The organism is Pigmentiphaga humi (genome assembly GCF_900606115.1).
In the GTDB taxonomy this organism is placed as follows: Bacteria; Pseudomonadota; Gammaproteobacteria; order Burkholderiales; family Burkholderiaceae_B; genus Pigmentiphaga; species Pigmentiphaga humi.
Window position 1 is genome coordinate 87,711 of record NZ_UWPJ01000029.1, and the last position, 24,333, is coordinate 112,043.

General features: G+C 67.1%; 25 protein-coding genes and 1 tRNA gene. 14 read left to right on the top strand and 12 right to left on the bottom strand.

All coding sequences use genetic code 11. The annotated features are described in order from the left end of the window. Positions 1-6: 6 nt before the first annotated feature. On the bottom strand, positions 7-987 hold the full coding sequence (locus PIGHUM_RS19160) for a tripartite tricarboxylate transporter substrate binding protein (protein WP_124081314.1): 981 nt from the start codon (positions 985-987) through the stop codon (positions 7-9). A 216-nt stretch (positions 988-1,203) separates the two neighbouring features. Between PIGHUM_RS19160 and PIGHUM_RS19165 the strand changes: the two genes are divergently transcribed. From PIGHUM_RS19165 to PIGHUM_RS19180, 4 genes are all read left to right on the top strand, one after another. Continuing rightward, positions 1,204-2,226: an LLM class flavin-dependent oxidoreductase gene (locus PIGHUM_RS19165; protein WP_124081315.1), complete on the top strand. Its 1,023-nt coding sequence runs from the start codon at positions 1,204-1,206 to the stop codon at positions 2,224-2,226. 71 nt (positions 2,227-2,297) lie between these two features. Next, positions 2,298-3,071: an SDR family NAD(P)-dependent oxidoreductase gene (locus tag PIGHUM_RS19170; protein WP_124081316.1), complete on the top strand. Its 774-nt coding sequence runs from the start codon at positions 2,298-2,300 to the stop codon at positions 3,069-3,071. A gap of 105 nt (positions 3,072-3,176) precedes the next feature. Beyond that, complete coding sequence (locus tag PIGHUM_RS19175; RefSeq protein WP_124081317.1) at positions 3,177-3,614, top strand: MarR family winged helix-turn-helix transcriptional regulator; 438 nt, start codon at positions 3,177-3,179, stop codon at positions 3,612-3,614. Between the two features lie 85 nt (positions 3,615-3,699). Further along, positions 3,700-5,073, top strand: a complete 1,374-nt coding sequence (locus tag PIGHUM_RS19180) for a DHA2 family efflux MFS transporter permease subunit (RefSeq protein ID WP_425466742.1) — start codon at positions 3,700-3,702, stop codon at positions 5,071-5,073. A gap of 46 nt (positions 5,074-5,119) precedes the next feature. Here PIGHUM_RS19180 and fumC read toward each other — a convergent pair whose 3' ends face one another. Further along, positions 5,120-6,508: a class II fumarate hydratase gene (gene fumC, locus PIGHUM_RS19185; protein WP_124081318.1), complete on the bottom strand. Its 1,389-nt coding sequence runs from the start codon at positions 6,506-6,508 to the stop codon at positions 5,120-5,122. Positions 6,509-6,662: 154 nt separating this feature from the next. Here fumC and pap point away from each other — a divergent pair, with 154 nt between their 5' ends. Continuing rightward, on the top strand, positions 6,663-8,135 hold the full coding sequence (pap, locus tag PIGHUM_RS19190) for a polyphosphate:AMP phosphotransferase (protein WP_187697811.1): 1,473 nt from the start codon (positions 6,663-6,665) through the stop codon (positions 8,133-8,135). 48 nt (positions 8,136-8,183) lie between these two features. Here the strand turns inward: pap and PIGHUM_RS19195 are convergent, their stop codons facing one another. Further along, positions 8,184-9,623, bottom strand: a complete 1,440-nt coding sequence (locus tag PIGHUM_RS19195; RefSeq protein ID WP_124081320.1) for a M20 family metallopeptidase — start codon at positions 9,621-9,623, stop codon at positions 8,184-8,186. Here PIGHUM_RS19195 and PIGHUM_RS19200 point away from each other — a divergent pair. The 3 genes from PIGHUM_RS19200 (at position 9,622) to PIGHUM_RS19210 (ending at position 11,409) form a co-directional block, all read left to right on the top strand. After that, entirely contained in the window at positions 9,622-9,822 is a 201-nt protein-coding gene (locus tag PIGHUM_RS19200; RefSeq protein ID WP_124081321.1) for a hypothetical protein, read from the top strand. The two genes, PIGHUM_RS19195 and PIGHUM_RS19200, sit on opposite strands and share 2 nt — an antisense overlap. A gap of 191 nt (positions 9,823-10,013) precedes the next feature. Continuing rightward, a complete protein-coding gene (locus tag PIGHUM_RS24465; RefSeq protein ID WP_124081322.1) occupies positions 10,014-10,235 on the top strand; it encodes a DUF1328 domain-containing protein in 222 nt (73 codons plus the stop codon). Positions 10,236-10,287: 52 nt separating this feature from the next. After that, positions 10,288-11,409 carry a PAS domain-containing sensor histidine kinase gene (locus tag PIGHUM_RS19210; RefSeq protein ID WP_124081323.1) on the top strand — a complete coding sequence of 374 codons (1,122 nt, stop codon included), beginning with the start codon at positions 10,288-10,290 and terminating at the stop codon, positions 11,407-11,409. 78 nt (positions 11,410-11,487) lie between these two features. Here PIGHUM_RS19210 and PIGHUM_RS19215 read toward each other — a convergent pair whose 3' ends face one another. Beyond that, positions 11,488-11,706, bottom strand: coding sequence for a hypothetical protein (locus PIGHUM_RS19215; RefSeq protein ID WP_124081324.1), 219 nt, complete (start codon positions 11,704-11,706; stop codon positions 11,488-11,490). A 40-nt stretch (positions 11,707-11,746) separates the two neighbouring features. After that, complete coding sequence (locus PIGHUM_RS19220; RefSeq protein WP_124081325.1) at positions 11,747-14,059, bottom strand: mechanosensitive ion channel family protein; 2,313 nt, start codon at positions 14,057-14,059, stop codon at positions 11,747-11,749. Between the two features lie 154 nt (positions 14,060-14,213). Between PIGHUM_RS19220 and PIGHUM_RS19225 the strand changes: the two genes are divergently transcribed. Beyond that, positions 14,214-14,289 (top strand) — tRNA-Lys (locus PIGHUM_RS19225). Between the two features lie 95 nt (positions 14,290-14,384). Here the strand turns inward: PIGHUM_RS19225 and PIGHUM_RS19230 are convergent. From PIGHUM_RS19230 to PIGHUM_RS19260, 7 genes are all read right to left on the bottom strand, one after another. Continuing rightward, positions 14,385-15,134, bottom strand: a complete 750-nt coding sequence (locus PIGHUM_RS19230) for an energy transducer TonB (RefSeq protein WP_124081326.1) — start codon at positions 15,132-15,134, stop codon at positions 14,385-14,387. Between the two features lie 121 nt (positions 15,135-15,255). Then, entirely contained in the window at positions 15,256-15,981 is a 726-nt protein-coding gene (locus PIGHUM_RS19235) for a TerC family protein (protein ID WP_124081327.1), read from the bottom strand. A gap of 202 nt (positions 15,982-16,183) precedes the next feature. Continuing rightward, positions 16,184-16,606, bottom strand: a complete 423-nt coding sequence (locus PIGHUM_RS19240; protein WP_124081328.1) for a hypothetical protein — start codon at positions 16,604-16,606, stop codon at positions 16,184-16,186. Positions 16,607-16,737: 131 nt separating this feature from the next. Then, on the bottom strand, positions 16,738-17,706 hold the full coding sequence (locus tag PIGHUM_RS19245; protein ID WP_124081329.1) for a Bug family tripartite tricarboxylate transporter substrate binding protein: 969 nt from the start codon (positions 17,704-17,706) through the stop codon (positions 16,738-16,740). A 46-nt stretch (positions 17,707-17,752) separates the two neighbouring features. Then, entirely contained in the window at positions 17,753-18,877 is a 1,125-nt protein-coding gene (locus PIGHUM_RS19250) for a CaiB/BaiF CoA transferase family protein (protein ID WP_124081330.1), read from the bottom strand. Between the two features lie 4 nt (positions 18,878-18,881). Further along, the gene (locus PIGHUM_RS19255) at positions 18,882-19,655 is read right to left on the bottom strand and encodes an enoyl-CoA hydratase/isomerase family protein (RefSeq protein ID WP_124081331.1); all 774 of its coding nucleotides are present in this window, start codon (positions 19,653-19,655) and stop codon (positions 18,882-18,884) included. A 2-nt stretch (positions 19,656-19,657) separates the two neighbouring features. Continuing rightward, positions 19,658-20,551 carry an HpcH/HpaI aldolase/citrate lyase family protein gene (locus PIGHUM_RS19260; RefSeq protein WP_124081332.1) on the bottom strand — a complete coding sequence of 298 codons (894 nt, stop codon included), beginning with the start codon at positions 20,549-20,551 and terminating at the stop codon, positions 19,658-19,660. 158 nt (positions 20,552-20,709) lie between these two features. Here PIGHUM_RS19260 and PIGHUM_RS19265 point away from each other — a divergent pair, with 158 nt between their 5' ends. The 5 genes from PIGHUM_RS19265 to PIGHUM_RS19285 all read left to right on the top strand — a co-directional run bounded on the left by PIGHUM_RS19265 (position 20,710) and on the right by PIGHUM_RS19285 (position 24,302). Continuing rightward, positions 20,710-21,720 (top strand): LysR family transcriptional regulator, encoded by a 1,011-nt coding sequence (locus PIGHUM_RS19265; protein ID WP_124081333.1) that lies wholly within the window; start codon positions 20,710-20,712, stop codon positions 21,718-21,720. Positions 21,721-21,816: 96 nt separating this feature from the next. Further along, positions 21,817-22,062, top strand: a complete 246-nt coding sequence (locus PIGHUM_RS19270) for a hypothetical protein (protein ID WP_124081334.1) — start codon at positions 21,817-21,819, stop codon at positions 22,060-22,062. 42 nt (positions 22,063-22,104) lie between these two features. Continuing rightward, positions 22,105-22,605, top strand: coding sequence for a CinA family protein (locus PIGHUM_RS19275; RefSeq protein WP_124081335.1), 501 nt, complete (start codon positions 22,105-22,107; stop codon positions 22,603-22,605). Positions 22,606-22,758: 153 nt separating this feature from the next. Further along, positions 22,759-23,271: a sigma-70 family RNA polymerase sigma factor gene (locus PIGHUM_RS19280; protein ID WP_124081336.1), complete on the top strand. Its 513-nt coding sequence runs from the start codon at positions 22,759-22,761 to the stop codon at positions 23,269-23,271. Between the two features lie 2 nt (positions 23,272-23,273). Next, on the top strand, positions 23,274-24,302 hold the full coding sequence (locus PIGHUM_RS19285; RefSeq protein WP_124081337.1) for a FecR family protein: 1,029 nt from the start codon (positions 23,274-23,276) through the stop codon (positions 24,300-24,302). The last annotated feature ends 31 nt before the right edge of the window (positions 24,303-24,333 follow it).

A 24,333-nucleotide genomic window follows, 5' to 3' on the forward strand; every position in this document is an offset into this window, starting at 1 on the left:
GAGCCGTCAGTCCATCCGGATGCCGACTTTCTTGACGAGCTTGCCCCAGGTGTCCATTTCCCGTTCGACGTGGGCGCGGAACTCGTCGGGCGTGGTGCCCAGCATCTGCACGCCTTCCGACTTGAACTGCTCGCGGAATTCGGGCGCCTGGACGACCTTGTTCAGTTCGCGGTTCAGCTTGTCGACGATGGGCTGCGGCGTGCCGGCCGGCGCGACGTAGCCCCACCACCCGGAGGCATCGTAGCCGGGGTAGGTTTCGGCGATGGCCGGCACGTCGGGCAAGACGTCCATGCGCTTCTGGCCGGTGACGGCGAGGGCCTTGACGCGGCCCGGTTTCAGGAAGGCCATGGCGCCCGTGTAGGTGCTGAACGACAACTGCACCTGGCCGCTGCTCAAATCGTTGAGGCCCTGGGCCAGACCTTTGTACGGCACGTGCATCAGGTCGATCTTGGCCATGTCCTTGAGCATTTCCCCCATCAGATGGGCGCTGCCGCCGTTGCCGGTGGATGCGTACGAGATCGTGCCGGGCTTGGCCTTGGCCAGCGCGACCAGTTCCGGGATGGTGTTGGCCGGCAGGTTGGGCGTGGCGATCATGACGTAGGGGGAGGTGCCCACCAGCGAAATGAAGCTGAAGCTCTTGATGGAATCGTAGGGCAGCTTGGCCACCAGACTGGGGTTGATCGAATGGGAGGCTGCGGTCTGCAGCAGCGTGTAGCCATCGGGCTCGGCGCGCGCGACGTATTCGGTGCCGATGACGGTGCCGCCGCCCGGCTTGTTCTCGACCACGACGGTCTGCTTGAGCGATTCCGACAGCTTTTGCGCGATGCGGCGCGCCAGCACGTCGTTGATGGCGCCCGGCGTATAGGGAACGATGATGCGTATCGGCCGGGAGGGATAGTCGGCCGCCGATTGGGCATGGACGGCCGGGGCGATGGCGGCCAGCGCCAGGGCAAGGGCACTGGCGCGCAGGGCGTGGCGTTTGAGCATGGAGTCTCCTCTCTCGAATATATCTGGGGGATGAAGGTGGCGTTGCCGTCGCCGTTATTGTTGTTAGTATCAACTATGAGCGGGTTCAAACAATACACCAACAAGTTGCCGTATTCAACTATATTTGCCTGGACGGAGTAAGGTATTCCCCTGATGGCGCAAAGCCCCGGGTTACCATGCGCCCTCTCCGGATTTCGTTCCCGAATGGAAGCCAAGATGACCGCATTGTCCATTCTCGACCTTTCCCCCATCTGCGCGGACGGCACCGCCGCCGACGCCTTGCGCAATACCCGCGACCTGGCCCGGCACGCCGAGGATTGGGGCTATCGCCGCTACTGGCTGGCCGAGCACCACAACATGCCGGGCATCGCCAGCGCGGCCACGTCGCTGGTCATTTCCCACGTCGCCGCCGCCACGCGCACCATGCGCGTGGGCGCCGGCGGCATCATGCTGCCCAACCACTCGCCGCTCGTGATCGCCGAGCAGTTCGGCACGCTGGCGTCGCTCTACCCGGGCCGCATCGACCTCGGCCTCGGGCGGGCGCCGGGTTCCGACCAGGCGACGGCGCGGGCGCTGCGCCGCCACGACCAGGACAGCGCCGATCGTTTCCCGCAGGACGTCGCCGAGCTGCAGGCTTATTTCCAGCCGGCCCGGCCAGGCCAGGCCGTCCAGGCCGTGCCCGGCGCGGGACTGGACGTGCCGCTCTGGCTGCTCGGCTCCAGCCTGTTCAGCGCCCAGCTGGCGGCGCAGATGGGGTTGCCTTTCGCGTTCGCCTCGCACTTTGCGCCGGGCTACATGAGCGCGGCGCTCGATCTTTACCGCACCCGCTTCCAGCCCTCGGCCGCCTTGCAGCAGCCTTACGTCATGCTGGGCTTGAACGTGTTCGCCGCGCCGACGCGGCAAGAAGCTGCCCGCCTGTTCACCTCGCTGCAACAACAGTTCGTCAGCCTGATCCGGGGTACGCCCGGCAAGCTGCCGCCGCCGGTGGACGACATGGACGCGATCTGGTCGGGCGCGGAGCGTGCGCATGTCGAGCGGGCGCTGGCCTGCACGGTGGTGGGCGACCCCGCGCAGGTGGAAGCGGGCATGCGCGCGTTCGCGGAGCGCACGGGCGCGGACGAATTGATGATTACGGCCCCGGTCTACGACCACGCGGCCAGGCTGGCGTCGTTCCATGCCGTCGCCAAAGCAGGCGAGAGGATTGGCCCACCCCCTGCGCGCTTTGCGCGTTCCCTCTAGGGGGCGGAATGTAGTGGGGTCGATTACGTCATAAAGCATTACGTCATCACGCAACAGGAGAGGTGCACGGTATGGAGCTGGGACTGCAGGGCAAGGTGGCGGTGATTACGGGCGCGACGGCGGGCATCGGCCTGGCCACCGCGCTCAAGTTCATCGAGGAAGGCGCGCGGGTGGCGATCTGCGCGCGCAATGCGGAGAAGCTGGAGCGCACGGCCGAGTTCCTGCGCGCCAAGGGCGGCGACGTGTTCGCCCAGGCCACCGACGTGTCCGATCCGGCGCAGATCGAAAGTTTCATGACTGCGCTGGTGGCGCATTTCGGCCGATTGGACATCCTGGTCAATAACGCTGGCACGTCCATGCGCGGGCCTTTCCTGAACGTCAGCGACGCGGACTGGGAGGCCGACATGCAGCTCAAGCTGTTCGGCGCGATCCGTTGTTCGCGGATCGCGGTCGGCCATATGAAGAAGCAGGGCGGCGGCCGCATCGTCAACCTGTCGACCATAGGCGGCAAGCAGCCGGCCGCCACGTCGATGCCGACCTCGGTGTCGCGCGCGGCCGGCCTGGCGCTGACCAAGGCTTTGTCGCGCGAGTTCGCGGCCGACAACATCCTGGTCAACGCGGTCTGCATAGGCAAGATCAAGGCGGGCCAGCACGAGCGCTCCGCGGCCAGGAAAGGCCAGGATCCCGACGACCTGTACCGCGAGTTCGCGCGCGGCATTCCGCTGGGCCGGGTGGGCGAGGCCGAAGAGGCCGCCAACGTGATCGTGTTCCTGGCCTCGCAGGCGGCCAGCTACGTCACCGGCTCCAGCGTCAACCTCGATGGCGGGGCGTCGGGCGTCATGTAGTCCGGGCGAGGGGATTGCCAACATGGCGTTCCCTCCTATATAGTTAGTTCTTCTAACTAACTTCTTGCGCGAACCGCTGCCGCCCGGCGCCGGCTCGCCGCGTTCATGCCAGACTCCTCCAGCCCTGAATCCATAGAACTGGCCGCGCGGCTGCGGCCGGCCATTCTTCGCCTGAACCGCATGCTGCGGCGCGAGACCCAGGGTTTCGGCGTTTCCCCGCTGATGGTCATGCTGCTGTCGGCCATCGACAAGGAGCCGGGCATAGGCGTCAGCGACCTGGCCGCGCGCGAGAACATGCGCGCGGCTTCCATGAGCCATCACATCAAGCAACTGGAAGCGGCCGGCTACATCCAGCGCGACCAGACCCTGCATACCGACAAGCGCCGGGTCGGCCTGGCCGTCACCCCTCTGGCGCGCACGCTGATCGCCGATGTGCGCAAGCGGCGCACCGACTGGCTCGCCAGCCGCATCGGCATGCTCCCCCCGTCTTCCCGCGATGCGCTGAAGCAGGCGATGGACGCCCTGTCGCGCCTCGGAGAGTAAGAAAGGCACCCCCATGTCCGCCAGCAATCAGACTACCGATAGCCAGCTTTCCCTGTTCGGACGCGCCCGGCAGCGCATCTCGTCGATGATGGTGCCGCTCATCATCGGCTGCGCGCTGTTCATGCAGATGCTGGATTCCACCGTGATCACCACCGCGTTGCCGGCCATGGGGCATTCGCTGGGCGAGGACCCGGTCAAGCTCAACGTCGCCATCACGGCCTACCTGCTGAGCGCGGCCGTGTTCGTGCCCATCTGCGGATGGGCGGCTGACCGCTTCGGCGCGCGCCGGGTATTCACCTCGGCGATCGTGCTGTTCACGCTCAGTTCGACGCTGTGCGGCGTCTCGCACACCCTGGGGCAGATCGTCGCCGGCCGCATCCTGCAGGGCTTTGCCGGCGCGATGATGGTGCCGGTCGGGCGCATCGTGCTGTTGCGCTCGGTGCCCAAGTCGGAACTGGTCCGGGCCATGTCCTTTCTGAGCATGCCGGCGCTGCTGGGGCCTATTTTCGGGCCGGCGGTGGGCGGTTTCCTGGTCGAGTACGCGTCCTGGCGCTGGATTTTCTTCATGAACCTGCCCATAGGCGTCCTGGGCGTGGTCCTGACGCTGCGCTACATCAAGGAGGAGGCCTCCGAGCGCGTGCCGCAGCCGCTGGACGTGGTGGGCTTCCTGCTGACCGCCGTGTGCATGGGAACGCTGGTGTTTTGTTTCGAGGCCGTGGGCCACGGCGTGCTGTCGTCGGGCATGGTGGCCGGCCTGCTGGCGCTGGGCTGCCTGTGCGGCTATCTATACCTCAGGCATGCGGAACGCTCGCCGAACCCCATCCTCGATTTTCGGCTGCTCAAGATCCCGACCTTCTCGGTCGCGCTGCTGGGCGGCAACCTGTGCCGGCTGGCGGTGGGCGCGGTGCCCTTCCTGCTCGCCATGCAGTTGCAGATCGCATTCGGTATGGGGCCGTTCGCGGCCGGCCTGCTGACCTTCGCCGGCGCGCTCGGCGCGTTGATGATGAAGATGATCGCCAGTCCCATCATCCGGCGCTTCGGATTCCGCCGCACGCTGCTGGGCAACGCCTTCCTGTGCGGCCTGAGCATCCTGGGGTGCATCCTGTTCACGCCTGTCACGCCGCACCTGGTCATCATCGTGGTGCTGATGCTGGGAGGACTGTCGCGCTCGCTGCAGTTGACCGCGGTGAATTCGCTGTCTTACGCGGACATCCGCTCCGACCAGATGGCGCGCGCCACCGGCCTGGCCAGCGCGGTCCAGCAACTGACGATCAGCCTGGGCGTGGCGCTGGCGGCCTTCGTGCTCAAGTGCAGCATGGCGCTGCGCGGCTCGGGCACGCTCGAGGACATGGACGTCACGTACGGCTACCTGGTGATCGGGATATCCATGATGCTGTCGGTCACGGCCTTCCGCAAGCTGGCGCCCAACGCCGGCGCCGAGGTCAGCGGCAAGCGCTGACGCCCGGCCGGCTACCGGCAGGCCGGCCGCGCGATGCGGCCGGTGTTCAGCCGGGGTGGGTCATGTCGCGCGGCACCACCCACTGGTCGAACTGCTCGGCGGTCAGGTGGCCGAGCGCCAGCGCCGATTCCTTCAGCGACAGGTTTTCCTTGTGCGCCTTCTTGGCGATCTGGGCGGCCTTGTCGTAGCCGATGTGCGGGTTCAGCGCGGTGACCAGCATCAGCGAGCGGTCCACCAGTTCGGCGATGCGCTCGTGGTTGGGCTCCAGCCCGGCCACGCAGTTCTTCTCGAAGCTCGCCATGCCGTCGGCCAGCAGCCGCACCGATTGCAGGAAGTTGTGGATCAGCAGCGGCTTGAAGACGTTCAGTTCGAAATTGCCGCTGGCGCCGCCGATGTTGATGGCCACGTCGTTGCCCAGCACCTGCGCGCCCAGCATGGTCAGCGCCTCGGACTGGGTCGGGTTGACCTTGCCCGGCATGATGGAGCTGCCCGGCTCGTTTTCGGGAATGCGGATTTCGCCCAGCCCCGAGCGCGGGCCGCTGGCGAGCCAGCGCACGTCGTTGGCGAGCTTGATCAGCCCCGCCGCCAGGGTCTTGAGCGCGCCGTGCGAGAACAGCATGCCTTCGTGCGAGGCCAGTGCCTGGAACTTGTTGGCCGCCGATTCGAACGGCAGCCCGGTTTCCTTGGCAAGCTCGGCGGCCACGCGCGCGCCGAACTCCGGATGCGTGTTCAGCCCGGTGCCGACGGCGGTGCCGCCCACGGCCAGCTGCAGCAGGCCGCGCTGGGCGTAGCGGATCTGTTCCTCGGCCAGCGCCAGCTGCGCTTCATGGCCGGACAGTTCCTGGCCCAGCGTCAGCGGGGTGGCGTCCTGCAGGTGGGTGCGGCCGATCTTGACGATGTCGGCATAGGCGTCGGCCTTCTCCGCCAGCGTCCTGCGCAGCTGCGCCAGCGCGGGCAGCAGGCGGTTGTGGATCTGCAGCGCGGCGGCCACGTGCATGGCGGTGGGGAACATGTCGTTGGACGACTGGCCGCGGTTGACGTGGTCGTTGGGATGGACGAGCCGCGATTCGCCGCGCTCGCCGCCCAGCAATTCCGAGGCGCGGTTGGCCAGCACCTCGTTGACGTTCATGTTGGATTGCGTGCCCGAGCCGGTCTGCCAGACGCTCAGCGGGAACTCGTCGGGCCAGTTGCCCGCGATGACTTCGTCGGCGGCCGACACGATGGCCTGCGCCAGCCTGGCGTCGAGCAGGCCGAGCCCGGCGTTGACGCGCGCCGCGGCGCGCTTGACGCGGGCCAGCGCCTCGACCAGCGGGGCGGGCATCTTCTCGGTGGAGATCGAGAAAAATTGCAGCGAGCGCTGGGTTTGCGCGCCCCATAGATGCTCGGCGGGGACTTCGATCGGGCCGAAGGTGTCTTTTTCGACGCGGGTATTCATGTGGGCTATCTCCTGTTCAGCGTTTACAGGACGGCGGGATGCAGCAGGGCGGATGTTCCATCCGATCAGGTTAGCAGATGCTGCCGACACGCGGCTTGTGCCCCTTCGGGCGACTGTGGTAAAGCTTGCGCGTGCCATCTTCCGGAGCGCCGCCTTGTTCCAGCAAGCCGAACTCGACCCTGTCCTGGCCGACGCCGAATACAAGCGGCGCGAGCCCGCCTTGCGCATCGCGCTGCTGCAAAGTCAATACGATCTCCTCCGCAAGCGCGACCGCGCGCTGCTGGTCGTGGTGGCGGGCGTGGACGGCGCGGGCAAGGGTTCGGCCATCAACCAGCTCAACGAGTGGATGGACCCGCGCCACATCCGCACTCTGGCGTTCGGCGACCCCTCGGCCGACGAGGCGCAGCGGCCGCCCATGTGGCGCTACTGGAATGCTTTACCGGCGCTGGGGCAGACCGGGATCGTGTTCGGCTCCTGGTACGCGCCGCTGTTCCTGGAGGCCGCGCGCAAGAAACCCGACATGAACCGCATCGAGGCCATGGCCGCCGAGATCGCCCGCTTCGAGGCCATGCTCGCCGGCGAGCGGGTGCAGGTTCTCAAGCTCTGGTATCACCTGTCGCGCGAGGCCCAGGCCGCCCGCATCCAGTCGCAGCTGGCCAATCCCGCCACGGCCTGGCGCGTGTCCGAAGCCGATCTGGAGGTTCCCCGCAAATTCAAGCGCCTGCGCGCCGCCGGCCAGATCGTGCTGGAGTCGACCCATACGCCGCATGCGCCCTGGCGCGTCGTGCCCAGCGCCAACGAGCGGCTGCGTACGATAGAGACGGCTGGCGCCGTGCTGGAAGCCCTGCGGCGCAAGCTGCCCGCGGCGCCGCGCAAGCCGCCTGCCATACCGGGCGCGCAAAGCGGGCATGGCGAGGCGCCGGCGCTGGAGCCGGTCCCGGATGCCCGCAAGCTCGACGACGGCGTGTATGAGCGGCAACTGGCGGCCTGGCAGGCGCGCCTGTCCGCGCAGGTGCGCCGCAAACGGTTTCGCAAGCGTTCGCTGGTTCTGGTGTTCGAAGGTGTGGACGCGGCGGGCAAGGGCGGGGCCATCCGCCGGGTGGCCCACGCGCTGGACGTGCGCGACCTGGAAATCGTGCCGATTTCCGCACCCAGCGACGACGAGCGCGCGCATCCTTATCTGTGGCGCTTCTGGCGGCATCTGCCCTTGCACGGCCGGGTCTGCATTTTCGACCGGTCCTGGTACGGCCGGGTGCTGGTCGAGCGGGTCGACGGGTTGATTCCGCCGGCCACCTGGAAGCGCGCCTATGTCGAGATCAACGATTTCGAGGAGCAATTGCGCCGCGGCGGCGCCGTGGTGATCAAGTTCTGGCTGGCGATTTCGCGCGACGAACAGCTGCGGCGCTTCCATGAGCGGCGCGACTCGCCGTTCAAGCAGTTCAAGCTGACGCCGGACGACTGGCGCAACCGCCGCAAATGGGACGACTACGCCCAGGCCGCGCAAGACATGCTGGCCCGTACCGACACGGCCCACGCGCCGTGGGTGGTGGTCGCCACCGACGACAAGCGCGCGGCGCGCCTGCTGGTGCTCGAGCATATCGTGCAGGCGCTGGAGGAGGCGTGGTGAGCGCTCCGGCGGCCGGTTCCGTTCCCGGTAGAAACGCTGCCGCTGCCTTCAACGTACCTGGGCAATCACCTGGGCGACCGCCGCGGTGAGTTTCTTCACGTAAGGAATGTGCAGGAATTCATTGGGGCCGTGGGCATTGGACTTGGGCCCCAGCACGCCGGTTATCAGGAATTGCGCCTCGGGGAATTTCTCGCCCAGCATGCCCATGAACGGGATGGTGCCGCCTTCGCCTATCCAGGCCGCGCCCTGTCCGAAAACCGTACGGGAGGCCGAGTCGAGCGCCCGCTCCAGCCACGGCGCGGTGGGCGGCGCGTTCCAGCCGCTGGCGCCTCCCTCTGAATGGAAGCTGACCTTGGCCTGGTAGGGCGGATCGCTCTCCAGCGCCGCCTTCATGGCGCGGGTGGCGCGTTCGGCATCCACCGTGGGCGGCAGGCGCATGCTGAGCTTGAGGGAAGTCTTGGGGCGCAGCACGTTGCCGGCGGCGTCGATGGCCGGCAGGCCGGCCCCGCCTGTTACCGAGAGCGCGGGCCGCCAGGTGCGGTTGAGCAGGCCCTCGACCGGATCGGTGGTGGTGGGCTGGGCATGGGCGTGGCCGTCCGGGCCGTGCGAGCAGCCGACCCAGGGAAACTGCTTCCAGACCTGGTCGCCGAGGATGGCGCCGGCCACTCCGGCCTGGGCCAGGCGCTCGGCCGGGATGTCGGCATGCAGCTCGGGCAGCAATACGCGTCCGCTGCCGGGATCGTCCAGGCGGTTGAGCAGTTGCCGGGCGATGCGGAACGACGAGGGCACCAATCCGCTTGCCATGCCCGAATGTACGCCCTCGGTCAGCACCTCGACCGTCAGCACGCCGCCCGTCAGGCCGCGCAGCGAGGTCGTGACCCACAGCTGATCGTAGTTGCCGCAGCCCGAATCGAGCCCGATCACCAGCGAAGGCGTGCCGATGCGCGGCGCCAGCAGGTCCAGGTAGGCCGGCAGGTCGTAGCTGCCGCTTTCCTCGCAGGTCTCGATCAGGCCCACGCAGCGGGGCCGCGGGACGTTCTGGCCATCGAGCGCGGCCAGGACGGTCAGCGCGGCATACAGGGCATAGCCGTCGTCGGCGCTGCCGCGGCCATAGAGCTTGCCGTCCTCGATCTTGGGCGTCCACGGGCCGAGATCCTCGCGCCAGCCCGTCATCTCGGGCTGCTTGTCGAGGTGGCCGTAGAACAGGATGGTGCGGTCGTCCCCCAGGCCCTGGGTGGCGGGCGCCTCGAAATACAGGCACGGCGTGCGGCCGTCTATCGACACGATCTCCACCTTCAGCCCGCTTACCGCCTGCGTCCGGGCCCACTGCGCCGCCGCCGCCACCACCTCGGCCAGATGGCCGTGCTCGGCCCAGCTGGCATCGAACATGGGGGACTTGGCCGGCACGCGCACGTAGTCGGCCAGCAGGGGAATGAGTTCCTCGTCATAGCGCCGCGCGACGAGCGCAGCCAGGTCGGACATATCCATGGCGATCTCCGCAAATACTGCCCCCAGTGTAGTTCTTGTCCACGGAAAGCAGGCGTTGCAATATTTACATGTAGTTTTTACTTATGCCCGCATCCTGCAAATGGCAATTCTTATAACGCGCGGCGGTGCCATCTTCGATTTCACCTGGCGCCACGGCCGCTTCAACGTGTGCGCCATGCGTGGCACACAATCTGCTTAGTACCAACGCGAACATCAACCACAGGACCCGCACCCACACGCCAAGCGATCCTGGCACGACCCGACCGCTTCCACGAAGCGCGTCGGACCGAAGCCAGGGAAAACGCGGATCTGGCTCTGCCAGGCCGCCGGCTCCGCCTCCTCCGGGGGCGCGCGAAGCGAGCAGGGGTGGGCTTCCCTCAGGAGAAAGCCATGTTGCGTTGGGCTACTATCTTTTTCATCATTCCCCTGCTGACCGCCGTGATGGGTTGGAGCGATCTGGCAGGCAGCGCGGCGGACATCGCGACCATTCTGTTCGTCGTATCGCTTGGCGCTTTCCTGGCTACTTTCTTCCTGAAGGTGCCCGAGGAAGCGGAAGAGGAAACTGCAGACCAGGAGTGGTCCCGGGAGTGGGCCCGCGAATGGTCGCGTTGAGCCGGCCGTCGAGCGCGAGGATAACGACCATCATGCTGTATAAAGCTTGCCCATGAATGCTGCCATCAGCGCAACCGAACTTGCCTGCGCCGTGCCGGATCGCCTGCTGCGGGATACGCCCTGCGTACTCTGGTCGGCGACGCCGGATGGCGACTGGGATTACGTCAACTCCGCCTGGACCCGCCTGACCGGACAACCGGTGGAGTCGGCGCTGGGAACGGGGTGGCTGGCCTGCGTGCCCGAGGCGCGGCGTGCGCAATTGGCCGAGGAACTGGGCAACGCGCTGGCGGCAGCCGAGCCGTTCAACCTGCGCACGGTGGTGCTGGCGGCCGACGGCACCGCTTGTCCGATGCTGATGCAAGGCCGGCCCGGGGTCGAGCCGAATCTGCAACTGACAGGGTTCAGCGGCACCTTGCTGCCGCTCAGGAACGAAGACGAGAGACAACAAGAGGCTTTTCTGTCTCGACTTTCGCACGAGTTGCGCTCGCCGCTCAACGGCATACAAAGCTGGGCGCACGTGCTCGAGAGCCGCGTCGACGGGCAGACCCCGGGGCTGGTTCGCGCCCTGGGCGGGATACGCACCGGCATCCAGCAACAAGTGCAATTGCTCGATGAGCTGATGGATGCGAGCCATGCCATGACGGGCCGGATGCGCCTGGCCATGGAAACGGTCGGGCTGGGCGCCCAGGCGCGCGACGCGGCCGCGCGCGCGGCGACGCAGGCGCAGGCGCGCAGCGTCGTGCTGGAGGTGGAGCTTCCGTCGAGCGAGTTGTGGGTGAGCGCCGCGCCGGAACGGGTGCGGCAAATGCTGGATTATCTGGTCGACAATGCGATCCGGTGCAGCGAGCCGGGTGCCGCCGTGATCCTCAGCCTTGCCCAGGATGGCCGCGAGGCCCGCATGACAGTGGCCGACAGTGGGCAGGGCATCAGTGGCGACGTCCTGCCTTATCTGTTCGATCCTTTCCGATCGCCTGCGGGCATGCGTTCGCCGCGCGTCGAGGGCCTGGGCCTGAGGCTGGCGATGGTGCGGCTGCTGGCGGAATTACATGGCGGACGCGTCGGCGTCTGCCAGGACGAGGTGGGCGGCGTGCGGTTTTCCGTCCATCTGCCTCTATTGCCTGAGGCGCCGGGCGAAGCCGAAGCCGAAGCCGGGACATCCCGGCCGGCTGACTAACCGCCTTTTTACTGTCGCTTGCGGGCAAAAGCCTGGCCGGGGCGCGCAATGCGCCCGCGGCGGCAAGCGGGCGGCGCACTACTTCTTCGGCCGCTCCGGCTTGACTTCCCAGTCCTTGTCGTCCTTCCCGGTCTTGACGGGTTTGCCGGTTTGCGCGCCGGTGCCGGGCGCAATCGGGTCGCTCGCCGGAAAGCTGTCTTCCAGGGCTTCGTCCAGCTGCTCCTGGTAGGTGGGCAGGTTCTCATCCTTCTTGTCCGCCCCAGCCTGGTCGGAATGCTTCTTGGATCCTGTCGTCATCGCATACTCCCGCAAGTTGAGCACCATGTATTGGCAAGCGTCATGCCCGCTCGGCGCCAGCCGGGGGCGGAGCGGCGGGGGGCAGTTCGCGTTCCGCCGTGGGCGCATCCACGCGTGTGACGAAACTGGCCTGCGGATTGGCCATCCGTATGCCGCGTTCGCGGAAGCGGCGATAGAGGCGCTGGTTGAAGCTGCGCTGCACGGCCCAGCGGCCGCGGTCCAGCGTGCGGATCTGGCCGGCCAGGGTAATCGTCGCGCCGTCCACCTGATCCACGCCCCACAAGTCCAGGTCGGCCAGGATCAGCGGGCCGAGCTGGGGATCCTTGCGCATCTCGGCGCCGATTTCGCGGATGGTGGCGATCACCTGGTCCAGGTCGGAATCCGCGCGCACGCTGACGCGCACGGCAGCGTTGCCGATGCCGCGATTGCTGTTCGAAACCGTGCTGACCGAACTGAACGGCACCACGTGCAGGGATCCGTCGCCGGCGCGCAGCCGGACCGTGCGGATGGACAGGTATTCCACCGTGCCGGACACTCCGGCCAAGGTGACCGAATCGCCCACTTGCATGGCGTCTTCCATCAGCAGGAAGATGCCCGTAATGAAATCCTGCACCAGCTTTTGCGAGCCGAAGCCCAGGGCCACGCCGATGATGCTGGCCCCGGCCAGCAGCGGGGCGATGTTGATGCCCAGTTCGTTGAGCGCGGTGAACAGCACCACCAGCGCGATGACGATGAACATCGTCGTGCGCAGGATGGGCACCAGCGTGCGCAGGCGCGTCGCGCGGGCGATTTCGCCCCCTTTGCTCCAGCGCTCCATGCGCCGGTTGATGGACAGGTTGGCGGCCTCCCAGGCGCCCAGCGCCAGCATGCAGGCGATCGCGATGGTGGCGATGGCCGAGGCCAGCCTGCGCCCCACGGTGCCGGCGGCGAACCACTCCAGCGCGTGCAGGCCCCAGACCTGCAGCAGCGCGATGATCGTGGCGACCATGACCAGCGCCAGCACGGCGCGCTGGGCCAGCGTGTGGTAGCTGCTGCGCCCGGAGCGCGCGGCCTCCGGCCCGGGGGCCTCGTGGGAAAACGCGCGGTCCAGCGCACCCAGCAGGACGAGCGAGGCGACCGAGGCGACCAGCATCACCAGCGCGGTGGCCCAGACGTAGCGCAGCAGCGAGGCAAAGCCGCTGGCCGCGCCGAGCGCCCAGACCACCCATAGCGCAGCGATGACGGCGATCGCGACCGGCGCCCATATATCGGCCAGGATCTGCCGCAGCCCGCTGTCCTCGCTGCCCCGCATCCAATGCGACACGGCATGGCGGCGCTGGATCACCATGACGATCAGCATGGCGTGCGCGGCCAGTCCCACCAGTTTGGACAGCGCATTGCGCGCGTCGGCGTCGGCGCCCAGCAGGAAAGCGATCTCGGTGGCGGCCACGCCGAAGGCGGCCACCACCACGATGCGCCGCAGCCAGACGTCCAGATAGCGGGCCGACTCTTCGCTCAGCCGGCTGAGCCGCAGGCCCGGGCTGGCGGGCGTCGTCAGCAGCCGCAGCGCGGCCAGCGTCAGCCGCGTGCCCACGTAGGCGCCGATGAACGGCAGCAGGAATGGGAAAAACCCCGCGCCCGGCCCGCCGAACAGGGCGCCCAGCACCGTCGTCGTGGCCAGGAAACCGAGCAGCGGCACCAGCGTCACCACGGCATAGGCCAGCGCGTAGGGTACGCGGCGGGCGATGCGCAGATGATAGTCGCGCCCCGGCGCCGCCTGCGGCGCGCCGGCCTCGGGAGGCGCGGCCTGGACCCCCCGCTCGGCATGGCGGCGGTCGGCCTGCTCGATCAGCAGCACGCGCGGCCGCTTGAGCAGGCGCGCGACCAGGGCTTCGGCCGCCAGCGCGAGCGCCAGGATCAGCGCGATCGTCCCGATTGCCCACAGCGTTTCGGCGCGCGCCTCCGGCGTGCCCAGGTAGCGCTGCCACCAGGCGCCCGCGAAACGCACTTGCAGCAACGTGGCGGCCGTCAGCCGCAGCTCGCTCTGGATCGAATCGAGCCAGCGGCCCATCTGCCCGAACGCCAGCGCCACCACGCCGTCCTTCTCCAGCGCGACCGGCTTGGCCGGTGCGGGCACAGGCTCGGGTTCCGGTACGGCCGGCACGCTTTCGCCGCTGGCTTGCGCGATTACGCTGAGCGTCTGCTCCAATTCCTTGCGGCGGGCATCGTCGCGCAGGATCTCCAGCACCTGGCCTGCCTGGGCAGGCGTGACGGCCGGTTGCGGGGCCGGCTCGGCGGCGCGGGCGAGGCCCAGCCAGGACGCGGCGCACAGCAGCAGGAGGGCGAGGCGGGTGGATAGGCGAGGTGTCGGCATGGGAGGCATGAACGCGAGTCGGATCGAGGCGATTCTACCCAGCGTGCCGGCCCGGACGTATGGCCGGATGTATCGGATGGGCGCATTCGCCGGGGCGCGGCTGCGGCCACTTGCACAGGTTCAAAAAATTACGCTATAATTTTTCTTCTTTGCAGGGCTGTTAGCTCAGTTGGTAGAGCAGCGGACTCTTAATCCGTAGGTCGAGTGTTCGAGCCACTCACAGCCCACCAGTATTCGAAGGCCGTTGACGATCAACATCGTCAACGGCCTTTTGCGTTTCTGAACGCAGCGGCTTTTCTCCGATATCGGAAATAGAGGATTCCGCCTAGAGCGCCGGGGAAGCCTGCCGATGCCCCGAAAGCTCCTTGAGGGCAGCGTCGGCGCCCTCGTCCGTCTCCAGGAATCCCGCTTCCTGCGTCGCAGCGACGATGGCATTGCCATAGGTCATGACGGGATCCTGGCGGCAGCGTTCGACGGCGTTGGCGAAGATGCCCGGAAACGCAGCGGCGTAGTTTCTGCGGCGCTCTTCCCTGGATTGAAGCCCGGCCGTGGCCGAAAGATGGGGCTCGCCTTGGAGGAGCGCCTGCATTTCGTTCAGAGTCCGTTGAAAACGGACCGTGTGTTCCATGGACGCGCCGGGATTCGTCGTCCGATGGGCGTCGATTTCGTCGTTGAATTCGCGGCATGCCTGAACGAAGAGCCCGGCCTTCGAATCGCTTTCGTCTGCCCGTGGGTTGAGCGAGAATCGGATCGGCAGGTGCGTCGCGACGAGCTGGTCGACGTCGTCGGGGAAGGGCCGGTACCGGGCCGCGCCGACTGCGTCCACGGCTGCTTTGTCGAGCAGCGGAAATCCCGACGATTGCCAGACCGATACCGAAGCGGGAACACCGCTGGAGGAGATCACGACATGGACGATGACCGTGCCCTCCTGGCCCATTCTCTTGGCTGCGTGCGGGTAGACGACCTTCGGCCACTGGGTAAAGACCAGATCTTTTCTTTCCAGTGCAGAAGCATTGGACGCCGGCAGAAGGGACAGCAGCCCGGCAAGGAGCAGTCCCGCGGTGAGTCTTGTCATGCTTTTTAAATCCTTCTGACGCAGGCGACCCTGCCCGCGGTGCCGGGCTGTCGATCGCTGCTGTCGGAATCACCGATGCGAACGCCAGCGATTGTAGCGATATCCTGCGCCGGCGCCGCACCTACATCGGCGCTGATTTCTCCTCGATCGCCAATTGTTGCCGCCGGTGCAACACCAGCCATTTGCCCACTACGACGACGAACAGCGCGGCGGCGATTTCCACGGTCAGTTCGAGCATCGCGCTCGGTTCGCCCAGGTGCTCGAGGACGAAGGCGTCCCCCATCAGCATGCCGCCGGCTATCCATCCCAGCATGGCGGCCCCCAGCGTGACGATGACCGGAAAGCGGTCGATCAGTTTCAGCACCAGCGTGCTGCCCCACACGATGATGGGAACGCTGACGCACAGGCCGAAGATCACGTAGTACAGCTGGTGTCCCAGGTGGGCGTTCTCGGCCGCGCCGGCGATGGCGATGACGTTGTCCAGGCTCATGGCGAGATCGGCGATGACGATGGTCCGGATGGCGGACAGGATCGACGTGCCGCCGTGGACGTTGCCGTGTTCGTCCTTGCCCTGCGCCAGCAGCTTGATGCCTATCCACACCAGCAGCATGCAGCCCGCTATTTTCAGGAAGGGGACGTTCAGCAGCGCCAGCGCGAAGGCGATCAGCAGGACACGAAGCAGGATGGCTCCGGCCGTGCCCCACAGGATGCCCGTGAGTCGCTGCCGGTGCGGCAAGTTGCGACAGGCCAGGGCGATGACGACGGCGTTATCGCCGCCCAGCAGGATGTCGATCAGGATGATCTGGAATACGGCGCTCCAATGAAGCGTCTCGGCGAGTTCGAGCATGAGCCTGTCCCCCTGGAGAACAAGGAAGGCCGCATCGACACGAGCGGAAGTCCGTTCGAAGGGATGAGCTGCGGGTCATTCTAGGCTTGGAACGCTCGAAACGTTCTAATAATGGCACTATTGACAGGGGTAATCGCGGCGAATGCGCGCGAGACGATGCTTGCGTCCATGGCGGACGCAAGCCAGCCAGCCTGCCGGCGGCTTACTTGGGGGCCTTCTTGCTGGGGGCCTTCTTGCGCGGAGGCGCTTTTTTCTTCCCGGCTTTCTTTGCGGGCGCAGGTTTGTCGGCCGAGGCTTGCGGGCCAGCCTGGGAGGGCGCGGCCGCCGACGCGCCGGCATCGCATTGCGTGCGAGCGGCATCGACGTCGATCTTGCGCGCGGACAGCGTGGCGAGGATGTGGGTGACCGTGTCGTAGCAGGCGGCGATGTTGGCCTTGGCCGCGGGCTGGTTGGCGGCCAGGGCTTCCTTGGTGGCCGCGACTTCTTTGCTGAGCAGGGCGCGCGCTCCGCAGTAGGCCGAGCGCAGTTCGGCGTTGTTCAGGCTCTTCAATTGGGCCGGGGTACGCCGCTCACATGCGGCGTGGGCCGGGGAGGCCGCCAGGACGGGCAGGCCCAGAATCAGCACGGCAAGAGCGATCCGGACGCGGTGGGCGGGGACCCATGCAAGGCGTATCGTCGGGCTTCTCATCCGTCCAAGTGTACTTGCCCGCGATGAACGGCCGGCGCCAGCCCGGCGCGAAAGTCCCCGGCTTGTTCTTATTCCACCGTTATCCTGGCATCCTTGACCAGTTTGCCGAAGCGTTTGTAGTCGTTGTCGAGCCGGTCGGTCATGTCCGCCGGAGAGCCTGGCAGCGGCACGTAGCCCATGCCGGTGAGCTTTTCGCCGATCTTGGGCGTGCGCAGGATCTTGTTGATTTCCTGATTGATGCGCGCCACCGCCTGGGGCGGCGTGCCGGCGGGAGCGGAGAAGCCTATCCATACGGCGATGTCGAATCCCGGAACGCCGGCTTCGTTTACCGTGGGCACGTCGGGCAGCGCCGCGAAGCGCTTGGCGGTAGAGACCGCCAGCATCTTCAAGGTGCCCGCCTCGACGTGCTGCCGCACCGGCGCGAGCGAGCTGAAGGTCGCGTCGACCCGTCCGGCCACGACATCCGACACGGCGGCTACCTGGCCTTTGTAGGGCACGTGCAGCATGGGCGCCGCGGCCATGATCTTGAACAGCTCGGCCGCCAGGTGTCCGGAGGAGCCGTTGCCGGACGATGCGATCGTTAGCGAGCCGGGTTGTTTCTGCGCGTGCGCGATCAGTTCGCGCACGTTGGACACGCCCAGGTCTTTCCTGACGACCAGGAAGAGCGGCACGTCGGCGACCAGCGCGACGTGGGCGAAGGCCGTGGCCGGATCGTAGGGCACGGTCTGCAGGTGGGGCAGGATGGTGAACGGGGGATCGGAGCCGCCGATCAGCGTGTAGCCGTCCGGCGCCGCGGTCGCGCCGGCGCGCGTGCCGATGACGCCGGCCGCGCCGCCGCGGTTTTCCACCACGACGGGCTGGCCGAGCGCCGTGGCCAGTTCTTCGCTGACGATGCGGATGGTCGTGTCGGCCGCCGCGCCGGGCGCGAACGGGACGATGGTGCGGATGGGGTGGTCGGGCTTCCAGGCGGTCTGGGCCGAGGCTGGCGCCACGGCCAGCACGGCCAGTGTTTGCAATGCGCAGAGCAAGTGTTTCATGAGTCGTCTCCTATGCCTCGTGGGGCTGTTGTTGTGGCGTACCTGGTCAAGGACCGATCAGGCTGTTGTCTTGTCCCAGTCCGGGTGCTTCGTCGAAGCTTCCCGGCCGCAGGCCGTCTATGGTGAACGGCAGTCCGACGCGGTGGCGGCCGGTCTTGGCGGATGTGCCGATGACGGCATTGGTCTTGACCTGCTCCGATGCGATGGCTTCCGGAATGGTGTTGTAGCTGGAGCAGGGTACGCCCGCCGCCTGGAGCCTGCGCATCCAGTAGGCGCGCGGCTGCCCGCGCAGGATGTCCGATATGCGCAGCGCCAATTCCTGCTTGTGGCGCATGCGCGAGGCATTGCTCGCGTATGCGGGGTCGCTTGCCCATTCGGCGTGGCCCAGCACGTCGGCCAGGCGGGCGAATTGGGCGTCGTTTCCCGCGGCAATGACCAGCAGCCCGTCCTGGGCGGCGAAGGCGTCGTAGGGAACGAGCAGGGGATGGCCGTTGGCGCGCCGCTCGGGAATGCGGCCTTCGTTCAGATAGCCGCTGACGTCCATCGAGATCCAGGCCAGCGCGGTATCCAGCAGCGACAGATCGACGATCGCGCCGCGGCCGGTCTGTTCGCGCTTGCGTATCGCGGCCAGGGCGGAGATGACGATCCACATGCCCGATCCCATGTCCACGATGGAAGGGCCGGTCCTCAGCGGCGGGCCGTCGGGCGTGCCGTTGACGCTGGCCAGGCCGCTGTAGGCCTGTGCCAGGGGTTCGAAGCCGGGCAGGGCCGCCAATGGGCCGCTCCGGCCGAACGCAGACAGGTCGCAATAGACCAGCCGCGGATAGCGCGCGGTGAGGGCGGGGCCGTCTATGCCATGCTGCGCCACGATGCCCGGACGCAGATTGCTGATGACGATATCGGCGGTGCCCACCAGCGCGAGCAGTCGTTCGCGTCCCGCCTCGGACTTGAAATCCAGGGCCACGGAGCGTTTGCCCCGGTTCAGGTCCCGGAACAGCAGCGCATCGCCGCCGTCGTAGGGCTGGCCCATGCGCCGCGCCGCATCGCCGTGACGGGGCTCTTCGATTTTGATGACTTCCGCGCCCAGGTCGGACAGGATCATGCCGCCGTAGGGTGCCGAGAGAAATTGTCCCAGCTCGATTACACGCAGGCCTCGCAGCCAATCCGCCATGCGTTCATGCTCCCTTGAAGACCGCATCGCGCTTCTCGGCGAAGGCCGCGCGGCCTTCTCTGGCGTCATCGGTCGCCAGCAGGTGCCGGATCATGACTTGCTCCATGCGCAGTCCGGTCGCCATGTCGACGTCCTGGCTCCTGACGGCGAGTTCCTTGGTGGCCTGTACCGCCAGCGGCCCGTTGCGAATGATGCGATGCGCGTATTCCCGCGCCTTGTCCATCAACTGTTCCCTGGGCACGACCGCATTGACCAGACCCCATTTATGCGCGTCCCGGGCCGAGATCGGATCGCCGGTCAGCAGCATTTCCATGGCGATCGCGTAAGGCAGCTGGCGCAGCGGACGCTGGGTGCCCCCATTGGCCGCCAGCAGCCCGCGTTTGACCTCGGTGATGCCGAAGGTGGCGGTATCGACCGCGACGCGGATGTCGGTCGCGAACAGCAGCGTGATGCCGCCGGCGAAGCAGTTGCCGTTGACGGCGGCGATGACGGGTTTCCAGACTTCCAGCCCACGATTCAGGAGCTGGTCTTTCTGGGTCAGGAACATGTCGCCCATTCCGTCGAACACGGATTCCATGTTCTTCAGGTCCGCGCCGGCGGAGAAGGTTTTCTCGCCGGCGCCGGTAATGATCGCCACGCGTATCCGCGGGTCGTCCCGCACGTGCGCCCAGGCTCGCGATAGCGCCGCGTAGTGCTCGCCGTCCATCGCGTTGTGCTTTTCCGGGCGGTTGATGGTGATGGTGCAGATTCCATCCGTGGTTTCGACGTCGACGGACATGGTCACCCCTTGTGCGCGTAAAGATTGGCTCGATCGAGCAGGGTGCGGGCCTGCCGAAGATGAGGCATGTCCAGCATCTTTCCGTCCAGGCCCACCACGCCTCGCGCGCCGTCCGCGAAGCTGTCCACGACGCGCCGGGCGTCGGCGATTTCTTCGGGAGTGGGCGAGAACAGCTCATTGATGAGGGCGATCTGGTCCGGGTGGATGGCAAGCTTTCCCGTGAAGCCGGCCTGCCGGGCCAGCACGCATTCCTCGCGCAATACGGCGGCATCCCGATATTCGCCGCAGATCGTGTCGATCGGGCTGACGCCGCAGGAGCCGGCCGCGAGCAGGCAGACGCCGCGGGCATGGGCATACAGGGTTTCGAACGCGCCGTCGGGGCCGCGGTTGGTGCTGGCGCCCAGGGCCGCCATCAGGTCGATCGGCCCCCAGGAAAAGCCGACCAGCCTGGGCGCGGCATCGACGAATGTGTGGGCCTGCAGTATCGACTGCGGGGTTTCCGTGAGGGTGGGCAAGACCTGGATCCTGCCTGCTTCCAGACCTGCCTGGACCTCCAGGGCGCTCAAGTAGTGATCGAGCGCCAGCAAGTCGCCGCCGGAACGCACTTTCGGTACGAGGATGCCGTCCGGGGCGCCCGCCACGACGGCGGCGAGATCCGCCAGGGAGGCCGGATCCTGGACAGGCTTGCAGCGTATCCATATTTCCTGCGCGCGGCCGCCGGGCCTGTGCTCGTCCAGGTAGGCCCGCGCATTGGCGCGGGCGGCCTGCGCATTGGATGCGCTGACCGAATCTTCCAGATCGAGGATGAGCGCGTCGGCCGGCACCGAGCCCGCCTTGGCGAGTTTGCGCGCGCTGTCGCCTGGTACGAACAGGAAGGATCGAGCCGGTGTCTTCATCAGTCCTCTCAAATGTTCAGGCCGGTCCAGCTCTCAGAATTGGTCATGGATGGCCGGTGCGACCGGGGTAGGGCATGGCTGCTGTTTCCCCTTGGTCGATGGGGGTATGCTAGTCATCCATCCAGAAGTTGGGCTTATGGATGTGATACGGAGACCTTATGGCATTCACGCTGGTGCAGCTGCAGCACTTCAGCGCGGTCGTGCGCTATGGCTCTTTCTCCGCCGCGGCACGGGCGCTCGGCGTGGCGCAGCCGGCAATCAGCCAATCCGTGGCCGCGCTGGAAGAAGACCTGGGCGTGCGCCTGTTCGACCGCAATTCCAGAAAATGCACGCCGACCGCCGCCGGCCTGGTGTTCGTGAATGAAGCGGCGCAGATCATCTCCAGCGTGTCCGAGAGCCGCGAGAAACTGCGCCAGTTCCAGACGGGAAAGTCGGGCAAAGTGGTAGTGGGCCTGACGCCCGGCATCAGCAATCTCGTCGGCGAACATCTGCTGCGCCACATGCATGAGACTGCGCCGGGGCTGGACGTCATCATCGTCGAGGCATTCATGACGCGGCTGCAGGAATTCCTGCTGGAAGAGCGCATCGACTGCGCCGTCTCGTATGGCCTGGATACGGACAGCCCAGCCACGCGTACGTGGCAACTGGGCTATGAGCCCTTCTGCCTGGTGGGCAAGCCCGCGCTCTTCGAGCAATTGGCCGGCGGCGAGACCGTCGGCATCGAAGAGATCGCCCGCCTGCCCCTGTTCCTGGCCACGCTGTCGTACGAGGAGGGCGTCGGCCGCCTGTTGATCGACACCGCCCGCAAGCGGGGGGTCGAGCTGGACGTGCGTCACCAGGTGCAATCGCTTTCGCTGATCAGGCGCCTGCTATTGCACAAAGGCCTGGCGACCGTCACGCCGATTGGCGCGATCATCGACGAACTCTGCGACGGGCGCCTGGAAAGCCGGCCGCTGGCGGACGGGGCGTTCGTGTATCCGGTCCAGTTCGCCATCGCCGCGCATCGCAATTTCGGCATCATCGAAAAAGGGGTGATGAACGGCATTGCCGCGGTGACGAAGGTCCTGCTGCATGATTCGGGGATCTGGCGGCGCCAGCCGGGAAGCGGCGCCCGCCCGGACGTGCGGCGATACCTGGACCACGCGATGCGGGCGCCCCAAGGTGGATAGGTTCCACTGCGGCGACGCGATTCCGCCCGCGCGCCCAGGCCGGGTACATTGCTTGCTCATCAGTTCCGCATTGGCATCCGCTGAACTGCTCTGACGATGGACTATATCGATTTGCTGGAATGGCCGGCGATGGCGGCGTCGCTGGCGGCGGCCTGGCTTGTCGCTTCCCGCCACAAAGGACGGCGCAATACCGGTTTCTGGGTGTTCCTGTCGAGCAATGTCCTGTGGGTGGCATGGGGCGTCCACGACCAGGCATGGGCGCTGGTGGCTCTACAGGTAGGTTTGGCGCTTTTGAATATTCGCGGCGTCTGGAAGACCGATCACGATGCCGAGCCTGGCTGACGATCCTGCCCGTTCCGGCAAGGCGCCGAAGGGGAAGCTGACATGCAAGCGACGGCAGAAGATGTCTTGGCATTCTTGAAGGACAAGGGCCTGGTGCTGTCCACGGCGGAGTCGTGCACGTCCGGCCTGATCGCGTCGGCGCTGGCCGACGTTTCGGGGGCGGGAGCGTGTCTGGACCGGGCGTTCGTCACTTACAGCGTCGAGGCGAAGATCGAGATGCTGGGCGTGTGCCGCGACACCATCGAGCGCTGCAATCTCACCAGCGAGGCGGTGGCGAGGGAAATGGCCCTGGGTGCGCTGGCGGCGTCCCGGGCCGACGTGACGGTGGCCAACACCGGCGTGGTCGATTCGACCGACGACGAGATCCCCGCGGGCACCCAGTGCCTGGCCTGGGCGTTCAGGCAGGCAGGCGACCAGCCTGCGATATTCAGCGAAACCGTGCGTTTCGACGGTGACCGGCGCGCCTTGCGGGAGCAATGCGTGCGGTATGCGCTGACGCAGCTGCCGGTGTACTACCGGCGCATGGCCGGCGGTACGGACTGAGCGGCTGCCCAAGACGCATGCCCGGCGGAATGCAGGAATGGCTGGCAAGGATCGCGCGGCGCGTTAGAATGAATGGGAATCGTTGTTATTAGCGTTACGCATGGGCGGGCCGCGGCTCGCCCATGCGGCGTAGACCATCGCCGAGGCGCCGTCATGCCGGGAACCGGCTACCCTTCCCAGGAATTCTCCGACTTCTATAGCGACCATCACGGCTGGCTGCTGGCCTGGCTGCGCAAGAAACTGGGCTGCCCCCATTCCGCGGCGGACGTGGCGCAGGATACCTTTACGCGCATCATCGCCTCGAGCAACCGGATCGCCCCGCGCCAGCCGCGCGCCTACCTGACCACGGTGGCTTCGCACATCCTGGTGGACCAGGCCCGGCGCCGCAAGATGGAGCAGGCCTACCTGGACACGCTGCAGCTGGCCGCGGCGCAACAGGAGGGCTATCCCTCGCCGGAGCGGGCGCTGGTGGCGCTGCAGGCCTTGCAGCGCATCGGCGACGCCTTGCACGGCCTCGGGGAAAAGCCCAGCCGGGCCTTCATTCTGCATTACCTGGGCGGCGAGACCTTGGACGCGGTGGGGCGCGAACTGGGAGTGTCCACCGCGATGGCGCACAAATACGTGGTGCGCGCGCTGGTGCATTGCCATCGCTGCCTGGAGGCGTGAGCGTGAGCCGTTCCGCCATCGCCGAGGAAATCGTCGAACAGGCCGCCGAGTGGCAGGTGCTGCTGTCCTCGCATGCGGGCACGGTCGGCGAGCGCCAGGCGCTGCAAGCCCGCTACGAGGCCTGGAAACACGCCAGGCCGGAGCATGCGCAGGCCGCCGGCCGCCTGGAGCGCCTGATCGGCGACGTGCGCGCGGCCACCTGTACGCCCGTGCTGGCCGACGCCGGCCAGCAGGCGCTCGCGGCAGGCCGGCGCGTCGTGCGCAGGCATGGCAAGGCCAGGCGCATGGCTGGGGCGGCGCTGCTCGCATTGGCTGTCGCCGTACCCGCTGCCTGGCTGCCGCTGCAGCACTATTCGCTGGGAATGCTGCTGGCGGATTTCCATACGCAGCCCGGCGCGTGGCGCACGGTGCGCCTGGCCGACGGAACGAGCCTGACGCTGGGCAGCGCCAGCGCCGCCAATTACCGCTACGACGCCGGCCGGCGCGAACTGGAACTCGTCCAGGGGCAGCTGATGGTGGACGTGGCCAAGGACGCGAGCAGGCCGTTCACGGTGGTGACGCCCGAGGCGCGCATCACGGCGCTGGGAACGCGCTTTGCGGTCACCCGCCATGAAGGCATGACGGAATTGTTCATGCTGGAGTCCGAGGTGCGGGTGCAGGCCGCCGGTACGCCCGCCGTCCCGGGCCTGGTGGTGCGCGGCGGGCAGCGCGTGCGCATCTGGGCGGACCGCGTCGGGGCCGTGCAGCCGCTGGACGTCGTGGCCGCGGGCAACTACTGGCACGACCGCAGGCTGGTCGTCGATGACATGCCGTTGCCTCAGGTGCTGGACCTGCTGGCGCGCGAACGGCCCGGGCTGGTGAGCTTCGACCGCCAGGCGCTGGCGCGTTACTCCGTGTCGGGCGTGCTGGACTTGGGCGACCCGGAGCGCGCCATGCAACTGCTGGCCACGAGCTTCCCGATCCGGGTGCGCAGCTTCGGGCCGTGGCTGATCCGCATCGATCCAATGCAGGAAAATCCGCCGCCCGGTTGAAATCGGCGCGCGCTCTTCGTCATAGAAAGGA